Annotated in this window: 10 protein-coding genes and 6 pseudogenes; 8 read left to right on the top strand and 8 right to left on the bottom strand. The window is 59.1% G+C overall.

The genetic code is table 11. The features are described from left to right. The first annotated feature begins 82 nt into the window (after positions 1–82). The 5 genes and pseudogenes from AC5ZG5_RS45045 to AC5ZG5_RS45025 form a co-directional block, all read left to right on the top strand. The gene (locus tag AC5ZG5_RS45045; protein ID WP_456647029.1) at positions 83–283 is read left to right on the top strand and encodes a CBS domain-containing protein; all 201 of its coding nucleotides are present in this window, start codon (positions 83–85) and stop codon (positions 281–283) included. Positions 284–401: 118 nt separating this feature from the next. Further along, positions 402–723, top strand: a pseudogene (locus AC5ZG5_RS45040) (ATP-binding protein); the annotation flags it as partial. Positions 724–783: 60 nt separating this feature from the next. Beyond that, positions 784–1,340, top strand: a pseudogene (locus AC5ZG5_RS45035) (LuxR C-terminal-related transcriptional regulator); the annotation flags it as partial. A gap of 90 nt (positions 1,341–1,430) precedes the next feature. Further along, positions 1,431–1,826: a response regulator gene (locus tag AC5ZG5_RS45030; protein WP_456647035.1), complete on the top strand. Its 396-nt coding sequence runs from the start codon at positions 1,431–1,433 to the stop codon at positions 1,824–1,826. A gap of 108 nt (positions 1,827–1,934) precedes the next feature. Next, positions 1,935–2,375, top strand: a pseudogene (locus AC5ZG5_RS45025) (cyclic nucleotide-binding domain-containing protein); the annotation flags it as partial. Positions 2,376–2,666: 291 nt separating this feature from the next. On the opposite strand, the gene AC5ZG5_RS45020 reads toward AC5ZG5_RS45025, so the two are convergent. The 4 genes from AC5ZG5_RS45020 to AC5ZG5_RS45005 form a co-directional block, all read right to left on the bottom strand. Then, positions 2,667–2,843, bottom strand: coding sequence for a CBS domain-containing protein (locus AC5ZG5_RS45020; protein WP_456647030.1), 177 nt, complete (start codon positions 2,841–2,843; stop codon positions 2,667–2,669). A gap of 462 nt (positions 2,844–3,305) precedes the next feature. Beyond that, positions 3,306–3,509: a cold-shock protein gene (locus AC5ZG5_RS45015; protein WP_456647031.1), complete on the bottom strand. Its 204-nt coding sequence runs from the start codon at positions 3,507–3,509 to the stop codon at positions 3,306–3,308. A gap of 312 nt (positions 3,510–3,821) precedes the next feature. After that, on the bottom strand, positions 3,822–4,079 hold the full coding sequence (locus AC5ZG5_RS45010) for a Rieske 2Fe-2S domain-containing protein (RefSeq protein ID WP_496165549.1): 258 nt from the start codon (positions 4,077–4,079) through the stop codon (positions 3,822–3,824). Positions 4,080–4,174: 95 nt separating this feature from the next. Continuing rightward, entirely contained in the window at positions 4,175–4,378 is a 204-nt protein-coding gene (locus tag AC5ZG5_RS45005) for a hypothetical protein (protein WP_456647032.1), read from the bottom strand. 323 nt (positions 4,379–4,701) lie between these two features. Between AC5ZG5_RS45005 and AC5ZG5_RS45000 the strand changes: the two genes are divergently transcribed. Together AC5ZG5_RS45000 and AC5ZG5_RS44995 are read left to right on the top strand one after the other, a co-directional pair. Continuing rightward, positions 4,702–4,854, top strand: a complete 153-nt coding sequence (locus AC5ZG5_RS45000) for a hypothetical protein (protein WP_456647033.1) — start codon at positions 4,702–4,704, stop codon at positions 4,852–4,854. 29 nt (positions 4,855–4,883) lie between these two features. Then, positions 4,884–5,390, top strand: coding sequence for a hypothetical protein (locus AC5ZG5_RS44995; RefSeq protein WP_456647037.1), 507 nt, complete (start codon positions 4,884–4,886; stop codon positions 5,388–5,390). 840 nt (positions 5,391–6,230) lie between these two features. Here the strand turns inward: AC5ZG5_RS44995 and AC5ZG5_RS44990 are convergent. From AC5ZG5_RS44990 to AC5ZG5_RS44975, 4 genes and pseudogenes are all read right to left on the bottom strand, one after another. Continuing rightward, a pseudogene (locus AC5ZG5_RS44990) lies at positions 6,231–6,457 on the bottom strand (adenosylmethionine--8-amino-7-oxononanoate transaminase); the annotation flags it as partial. Between the two features lie 53 nt (positions 6,458–6,510). Continuing rightward, on the bottom strand, positions 6,511–7,143 hold the full coding sequence (gene bioD, locus AC5ZG5_RS44985) for a dethiobiotin synthase (RefSeq protein ID WP_456647034.1): 633 nt from the start codon (positions 7,141–7,143) through the stop codon (positions 6,511–6,513). Then, positions 7,140–8,280 (bottom strand): annotated as a pseudogene (locus AC5ZG5_RS44980) (8-amino-7-oxononanoate synthase). Before AC5ZG5_RS44980 ends, bioD begins: the two are co-directional and overlap by 4 nt. 82 nt (positions 8,281–8,362) lie before the next feature. Next, the gene (locus AC5ZG5_RS44975) at positions 8,363–8,641 is read right to left on the bottom strand and encodes an aspartate 1-decarboxylase (RefSeq protein WP_456647038.1); all 279 of its coding nucleotides are present in this window, start codon (positions 8,639–8,641) and stop codon (positions 8,363–8,365) included. On the opposite strand from AC5ZG5_RS44975, the pseudogene AC5ZG5_RS44970 reads away from it, so the two are divergent. Next, positions 8,641–8,990 (top strand): annotated as a pseudogene (locus AC5ZG5_RS44970) (FCD domain-containing protein); the annotation flags it as partial. The gene AC5ZG5_RS44975 and the pseudogene AC5ZG5_RS44970 sit on opposite strands and share 1 nt — an antisense overlap. Positions 8,991–9,067: the final 77 nt, after the last annotated feature.

The following is a 9,067-nucleotide window of genomic DNA, read 5'->3' as shown; positions in this document are numbered from 1 at the left end:
GGCGCGGGCCTATCCAAAACCCATCATCGAATTAGGCCAGGTTCAACGAGTCAAAACCTCTGTGCCGAGGTACTAGGCTGCAGTGATCACCTTGCACCAGATCACGTCGCGCGATCCCGTTACCATCATGAGGGATGCGCCGCTGGGGCAGATTGTCGCGCTGATGGAGAAGCACGGCATCAGGCGACTGCCGGTCATGCGCGGCACTGCTGCGATCAGAATCGGTCCGCGTCCGCCGCGGCGCAATCCTGCAGTGCTCGCATCGCGTCCTTCCGCGAAATGATGCCGGCAAGCCGCTGCTCGCGGCATGCTGCGAAGGCGATGGTTGACCATCAGCTCCAGACACGGGCCAGCCTGGTTCCGGCGCGACATAAATGAATTCCGCTGTCATCAGATCAGCGGCCGTCCGCTGCATCATCCATCAGGTGCTGGTCAATCTGTTTTGCAACGCGCTGGAAGCCGTGACCCAGTCCGCACCGCGCGAGCTGATCGTATCCAACCGGATGGTCGACGACGACATGTCCGAAGTCTCGGTGTTCGACACCGGCCACGGAATTCCCGAAGATGTGAACAAGGACCTGGACCTTCTTTACGACCACGGAAACCGGCATTGGGATCGGGCCGTCGATCAGCCGCTCCATCATCATCGAGGTCAATGGCGGGCGGATGTGGGCCGAAGCGGACGACGCAGGCGGCGCGACCTTTCGCTTCACGCTGCCGGCGGTCCCCAACGAGAGTTTGACAGATGACCCTAGAGGAAATGTTTACGTCATCGACAAGTGGATGCAGGACTCACTGCAATTCGTGCTCGATTCCGCCGATTTTGACGTCAGCCTGTTCGAGACGGCGCGGAAACGCCTGGATCGCCTTTCCACTATCGAATTCGGCTGCGTGGTCTCTGATATCCGCGTGCCCGGCATCGACGGCGTCGAGTTGCTGAAGCGCAAGGTCAGCCGCGCCTCCTTGCCCGTCATGATCATGACCGGCCACGGCGGCATCCCCCTGGCTGTCGGATGAAGCTCGGTGCGGTCGATTTCCAGGAAAAGCCGTTCGAAGATGACCGCCTGATCGCGATGATCGACGCCGCGCTTCCGGCAGGCTGAAGCCGGCGCCCGCGACGAGGCGATGACGCACGATATCGCCGCGCGGGCCGCGTCGCTAAATCCGCGCGAGCGGCAGGTGATGGAGGAACTGGTAGCCGGCCTTTCCAACAAGATGATCGCGCGCAACGACAATATCAGCCCGCGCACCATCGAGGTTTACCGGGCCAATGTGCCAAGATGCAGGCGTCCAGCCTTTCCGAACTGGTCCGCTTCGCCATGCGGCCGGGGTGCTTAAAGATTGAGTTGAATCAAGGCGCCCTCGCTGCAAGACCTTATGAATATTCTGATCGACCGCATGGCCGGTCAGGAAGCCGCATAAGGCCTGTGATGCCCTCATCTCCCAGAAGGCCCCTTGTATATGTCGTGGATGATGACACCGACGTGCTCGGATCGCTGCGATTTCTCCTGGAAACCGACGGCTTCTGCGTTCGCACCTTTCGCAGCGGCGAGGCGCTGCTGACCGCCATGACGATGGGCGGCGCCGATTGCTTCGTGCTCGACTACAAGATGCCGGGCATGAACGGCATCGACCTCGCCGGTCTCTTGCGCCAGCGCGCGAACGATACGCCGATCATCTTGATCACCGGCCATCCCGACGCGTCCATTCCGGCCAAGGCGGCGGCCGCCGGCATCCGCCATGTGCTGGCCAAGCCGCATGTCGAGGACAGCGTTTCTTCCCATATCTGGGAGGCGATCAAAGCAGAGCGGCCGGCCGCTCCGTGAGCTGCACTTCCGGGACTCTACGTAGAGGCTTGCCAAGGCATGGAGCGAAATTTTCGAACCGGTCCGTTCCATTTATCGATTTGCCATCCGCTGCACAGGAGATGGCGCATGCTCACACAATCGACCGCCCCTTCCCTTGACATCGACCGAGCTGCTCCCGGCACGTTTGCGCCCGTCGAACAATATTGCGGCTCGCGGGGCCAGATTGCGGCCGAGTTCACCTACCACAAGGACGAGGAAATCTATGGCCACGACGAACCGGCGGAGTATGCTTACCAGGTCATCCGCGGCGCGGTGCGCACCTACAAGCTGCGGTCCGATGGCCGCCGTCAGATCGGCGCGTTCCATTTGCCCGGCGACGTGTTCGGAGCGGAATCCGGTACCAAGCACCGGCCTTGCAGCCGAGGCCATCATCGATACCACCGTGCGCCTGTTGAAGCGGCGCAGCCTTGATCAGGCCGCCCCCGACGTCCAGGTCGCCCACAAGCTCTGGACATGACGACTGATGACCTCAAGCACGCCGAGGAGCACATGCTGTTGGTCGCTCGATTCTGCAAGAATGTTCTCGGCGAGAACGGCGAGTAGGTGACATCTGTCAGGGCATAGTGGACCTGGATGCGTTGGATCATGCACAGGGCGATAGATGTCACCAAACGAAAGCTTTGCGAGGTGCACGGCGTTCACGGCTGGAGGTTGCCTGCCGACCGGCTCGAGGTAACGCCTGCCGACTTTCCGTCGTAAACTGGACGTACAAGCTATGCGGTCGACTGCGTGATTCTCGCGTCGCGTGTGGCCACTCCGGCCACATAGTACAGCAAGTTCTGTTCGCAAACAGTACTGTCAGGTCCGCCGATTGAGGCAACGCTCGAGTGCCGCGAGCAATTGGGTGCGGCCAACGATGCCGATAGGCCGACCGTCACGGATCACCAGCACCTGCCAGATCTGAGGGCCATCCATCCGCGCGACGACCTCGTCGACCGAGACTGTTTCATCCACACAGAGTGGATTGCGCGTCATGGCTGCACCGACTTTGTAAGGCCTGGATTCGCTCCCGTATTGAGAGCCATCATGCCCGCCCGCTCATTAAGGCTAGCGAAACATGGGACCGCAGCGAACAAACGGCGAAGGGATTGCCAACCCCAGTATCACATACCTTGATCGGCTCGGACGCCTAGAAGCCGACCGATCACGATTGAACGCGATAGCCGCCTCTCCTCTGCCCGCTTGGCCCGCGGGCTAGGGCTTGATTTCGCCCCGCCGAGACCTGGCCACCCACCTTGCGAGCTAACCGCTAATGCCTGTCCGAAAATATAAGAAGCACTTGCTCTGTCCTGACGAAAAGGCGTGATTGCGGTGCGACCGGGATTGCGGGTTTGTACAGTTCATGGAGTGGGAGCAGCTAGAGGACCTTTGGGACGCCCGCGGTGATAAGGAAGCCTTCGTATGACGCTGGGGAATGAATCGGTCCAAGTCTTACGATCAACCGATCACGACCTTTTCGGCTCGACTACGTCCGCTCTTGCGGTCTACACCGATTTCATAGCTGACGTGGTCGCCCTGCTTGGGCGTTACACCAGGCAACAAGCTGCTCACGTGGAAGAATAGATCTTCGCCGCCGGTGTCAGGCGCTATAAAGCCGTAACCCTTATCGTCCTTAAACAACTTCACTTTGCCTTTGGGCATGTTCTTCTCTCCGAATCACCTGAATCAATGGCGTATCAGATCATTAAACTGGACATACCTGCTCGCCTCAAGTGATTTGCGGAATTAGGATTAGCTTTAGTGCGCCAGCTCCGCCGCGTTCCGTTGGGAGATCAGTCGAACAGGATGGCAAGGCGCAGACCGAACGGGGGGCCTTGTGCTGTTCATGCCTTCAAAAGGCAGGAAGAGGTTTGGAAGCGCATGACAACAAGGACGCTCCGCTACGGAGGACGTATTTTTTCCAACTGTGCGATCAGCAATAGAATCTGGTTCATCGGGATTGCGATGTTACGCCTAAGTTTTATCCAATCCGGAGTTCGCCCTGGCTGTTGGATTTGCCCGGTTGGCGGGGGATAGCGACGGGAGCTGGCGCGGAGCGCCGCGGTAGCAGCAATGCAGCCGGCAATCTCTCACGACGCTTTTCGACAATGGCACCTGCCGACGGGCGCAGCGGTCTTCCCGCGCGAACAGGTCGCCTTGTCTCAGGCGAACGACGACAATCGGTTCGCCCGCGAGACGACAAAGCGAAAGCGCCCTCCGGCCTGACCTCACGCGAGGAGGCAAGAGGACACGAATGGTCCGGATGTGCGTCGGGCGTTCGCAAACGTCCGATGCTTTGCCGGTTCCAAAGTCTGCAAACACTCGACTCAACAACCCAACCCTCCAGCCGTACCGAGATGGATCGAGAGTATTTGGTCCGGCATCCCGTTCACCTCGATCGTTTGGGCGGTGCTTCCGAGGAACTCCTGGATTGTTTTCTCGCCATCACGCCACATCGCCCCGACAAGCGAGAAATTCACGTAACAGGGCTCCTCCTTTCCAAAGCGGGTGCATTTGATCCAGAAACGCATCGGCGCTCCTTGTGAAAAAGTACGTCGGAGATCGGCGATAGCCTCGGGATCAGGACGCCGCCCGCAATTCACGGGCAGCGGCGACCATATTACAGTAAGTATGCGGCGGGCTTGATGGTGTCTCTGCCACACCGGTGCTTACCCAAGCCACCCAATATCTACTGCATGAGCCGAGGATGGCAGTGGCTTCCATCATAGCCGCCCGAAAGCTAGTTGAGCAGGAACCGAACTGTGCCTATGTCAATGCACGCCTGTTGCTGGATAAGCTCCGCGGTGAGGCCCTGTCCTGCGTGCACGGCGCGCCGAATGTCTCATAAGCTGACATGTCGGCCAGATACGCCGAATTTTTCCCGGCTTATGTTACGGCCGGCATCGCTGCTGGATTCCTCGATGCGGAGCTCGCTCAGCTCGATCTTGCCAGGATTACCGCCGCGCTGAAGCCTGAGCGCGGTTTGAACTTCCAGTTCCTTGGCTGAAAACGTTGTACGATCGCTATTTCCTGCACGTGCGCGGCAGGCGGATCGAACTACCGCAGGCGTTCTTCATGCGGATGGCGAATGCGACTGGCGCTGCGCGAGATCGACCGCGAGAAAGCGATCGGGTTCCACGATCTATCCTCGTTTATTTAATAGCCCCGGCGCCGACGCTATTTAACGCTTGCACGCTGCGCCCGCCACTCTCGTCCTGCTTCCTCACCACGGATTCCGACGATCTATCAAATGGAAAGAACAATGCCCTACTCGCCAGCCGGATGGCTCGGCGACGACTGGACGCCGGTCCGCGGCCTTCGCGCGCACCATCAATGGCACGAATGGCCAAAACCAGGGCATCATCCGTTCCTAAAGATCGCCAACCATACTGCGATCGCGGTCGACCACGGCGGCAAGCGCAAGGGTGCGGTCTGTCGAGACCTGGTATGTCGGCAGCCAGACGGCAAAACCCCGGCGGTCCACGCACCCAAAACTTGCCGAAACTATTGTCACATGGCCGTACGCGTGCGGTAACGAACTAATTGCCCGAGGGCTGCCCCCTGCGCACATCCTCTATCCCCTGCATCCGCTCCGAAGCCACCTTGGCCAAAAACGCCCGTTCAGACTCCCACATCGCCTTCCAGGCTCTTACTTGAAAGTTATGGCAAGCCGATCTCGTCGCCCTCAAGGCAGATCATCCACTCCGTCGTCTCCGGACTTGAACGGTCCACCGTCGCACGCGTGTCGGCGAAATGACTTTCCTGCTGAACAACCAAAGGAAACCGTGATCTCGCCAATTGAGGTGCGCGCTGCGTCCAATCGATGATCTTTGCACAAAAGATGCGACACATGCGCAAAAATCACCGCCAAACGGCACAAGAAGTCGACTATGCGATCATTAGTTCGCGCCGATAGAGACCACTACGAAACATCTCCCAACACTGATGTACGTGCTCACAAGCTTGGAGTCTCGGTGAGTAGTCGATCCACTCATCTCGATGCTCCTTCAGCGGCCCCTTGGGGCGTTTCCTCCCCGACTTGGCCGCGCGTAACGTTCGCGCGGCCTTTTTTTCTGCGTCCAGCAAGAGATGCCGATTGTTTTGCAGGATTCAACGGGCTTTGAACCAAAAACGCATGGAGCGAGTAGATTCTCGCGCAGACACAGGGTCATTCGCCCATTGGCTAAGATTTGTCGTAAAATGCCGGCGTACGGTCACCCATTCAATTTTCGATTTGGTTTCGAGAGAGGAAGCCTCCGCAGGGCCGGCGATTGACGTCTACGTAATGTAACAACCGCCTCCTCGTCTTAGGCGAGCGGTTCTGACAGAACAATTGTGTTGGGTATCATCAAGCGGACTCCAGAGCGCTGCTCATGCATTATCATCGAGCGTCCCCTGCTCACGACCTCTCGCAGGGAACGGAATTGGTGTAACCTGGAACAGCAGGGGCCCGTACGCCGCGTTGAACACGCTTCTAGCAACCACCGACATCGCCCCAACCATATCGCCGTGGTAGGAATGTTGCATCACGGCAATGCGTATTCGCTGATTGCCGATATTACGCCAATAGCCGAGTGCCATTTTAGGGCCACTTCGAAACTGGCTGAGCCACCCTGAAGCGCGTCGTTCGTGAACGGAGGCCAGATCGGCGACGTCGCCTTAATCATGGCTTGAAGTCCTTAGGGATAAACGAGTCCTTGAAGACCGCCTGCAGCGTGTTTGCCGTGAGAGGAGAAAGCCAAGGCAATCGCCCCAACCAACGCACGCGCTCGATTTCGCAAATTGCCCTCTCAGGCTCGAAACTTCGTTCGCCAATGAATGCAATTCCGAGAATGCGAATCTGGCGCTTTCGCAGAGCCTCTATCGACAGCAGTGCGTGATTGATGGTGCCAAGTCGCGTGGTTGCGCAAAGCACGACGGGAAGGCACCAGCGCTCGAAGACGTCGATAAAAAGTGTGCCGCCACTCAGCGGGACCATTAGCCCGCCGGCGCCCTCGATCACGAGCGGGCGCTCCCCGCTGTCCGGCACATCGATCGCATCTGCATCGATGCGAACTCCGTCAATTTCCGCGGAATAATGGGGCGAAGCGGGCGTTCGAAGGCGGTAAAGCTCCGGCACGATCCGATCGGGTGAGAGACGGCCCAGCCGCGCGACGAGCTCGCTATCGGTCTCTCCTTCAAGGCCGGCCTGAATTGGTTTCCAATAGTTCGCGCCGAGGAGATTGGCGAGGCCTGCCGAAAAGACTGATTTCCCAATTCCGGTATCTGTGCCTGTCACCACGATCCGCTGAGTCATCGCGAATCGCCCCATGTCTCTTCGACCAACGCATCAAGCATGTCGGATACATCATCTTCCCTGACGTTAAGGGTGAGTGAAATTCGCAATCGGGCCGTGCCCGCCGGCACGGTTGGCGGCCGGATTCCACGAATGTCGAAGCCGCGCGCCTGCATCGCCGATGCGAGCCGCATCGCGCGCGCATTGCCGCCGACAATGTACGGAACGATCTGTGAATTCGAAGGACTCGAGCGGGCGCGCACTCTGATCTCCCGATGCGTGAACGCGACCAGCTTGGCCAGACGCTGCTGACGTTCGGGTTCCTCTCGCAGGATCAAGAGTTCCTCGCGCACGGCGACAGCCGTCAACGGTGACGGCGCGGTGACGAAGATAAATGGACGGCAGCGATTGACCATGAAGTCGCGCAGCACGCGTGTGCCAGTGACGAGCGCACCGGCAGCGCCGAGCGCCTTGCCACAGGTATGAACGACCACAAGATTTTCGCGCCCCTCGTAGGGCGCGGTGAGTCCTCGTCCCTGCTCGCCATAAACGCCTGTGGCATGAGGCTCGTCCACGATCAGGAACGCCTCGTGACGCCCTGCGATCGCGACCAGCTCTTTAAGCGGCGCGAAATCGCCATCCATGCTGTAGAGGCTCTCGGCCACAATCCAGACGCGACCCGTTCCGCCCTTGGCCACGAATCGTGTTTTCGACCGACTGGGGATCGTTATGGGCGCTGATCCGAAAGTCGGCCCGGCCAGCTCGCGCCCCTTCATGAATACTCGCGTGCACGAGCGAATCGAGAACAAGCAAATCGCCCCGCTGCGGCAGCGTTGTCAGGACAGCCAAGTTTGCGACATAACCGCCGCCAAAGAAAAGCGCCGTCTGCGCCCCAAAGAACCTGGCAGCCTCTGCTTCGAGACGTTCGTGCTCCTCGCAATTGCCGCGCAGAAGCCGCGACCCGCCAGCACCGATCGGTGTGCCGGCCTCGAGCGCGGCTAAGACAGCCTCTTTCATACGCGGCGCGCTCGCCAGCGCCAGGTAATCGTTCGATACGAAATCGATCCTCGCGCGCGGCTTGAGGCCGCGCAGCCGGTCGTCTTGTTTCAGAGCGTGCAAGGCCGCGACATAGTCGGCAACTTTGGCTGCATGGTTCATTCTTCACTCCCAGGATCGAGATCCATCGCGCAAAATTCATTGGCCGCTAAGAACAACAGCTCCAATGTTGGCGTCGCGGCTTTCAACCTGGTAGGATGCGATTTTCTCGGTCAACCAGCACAACGCGGGGTCTAAAGATTTTAGCTTCCGCCTCATCAAACGAGGCATATGCAACGATCGTAATTTTGTCTCCGGTCATTGCAAGTCGCGCAGCCGCACCGTTCAAGTCTATCGTGCCCGACCCCCGGAGCGCTTCGGTGACATAGGTGGCGAAGCGCGCTCCGGTTTCGATGTTGTAGATTTCGACGCGTTCGTTGATCAGGAAACCTGCCGCGTCCAGCAGCGCACGATCAATTGATATCGAGCCAACATCTTGTCCTCGCCGTACCCCCTCGCGGTGTGCGCGTTGCCCCGCTTGATACGAATTCCGTGAAGGAGATCGCCGAGATGCGCGCCGCGCTCGAGGTGGTCGCGTTGCGCAATGCGGCGCCAAAACTCACCGCTAGCCATTTGGCACGGATCGAGCTCGCCCTCATTGAAGGAGACGACGCCCAGACCACTCAGGAGTTTGAAATGGCCAACCGCGTCTTTCACCACGCGCTCACGGCGCCCTGCGCGATGTCGCGCCTGCTCGCGAGCCTTGACGCAGTACAGCTTGCAAATTTCACGACTCGTGTTCGCAATGGCGCGCAGTAGGCTGGCGACCGCAGTTACTCATAGGTCAGCAATATAGGCGACATCTGGATGCTTGAAGAAGGAACGCACCAAAGCTGGTCTGTTGCCGATG

This window comes from Bradyrhizobium sp. Ses1, assembly GCF_059512365.1.
This window is presented reverse-complemented; position numbering and strand designations above follow the sequence as displayed.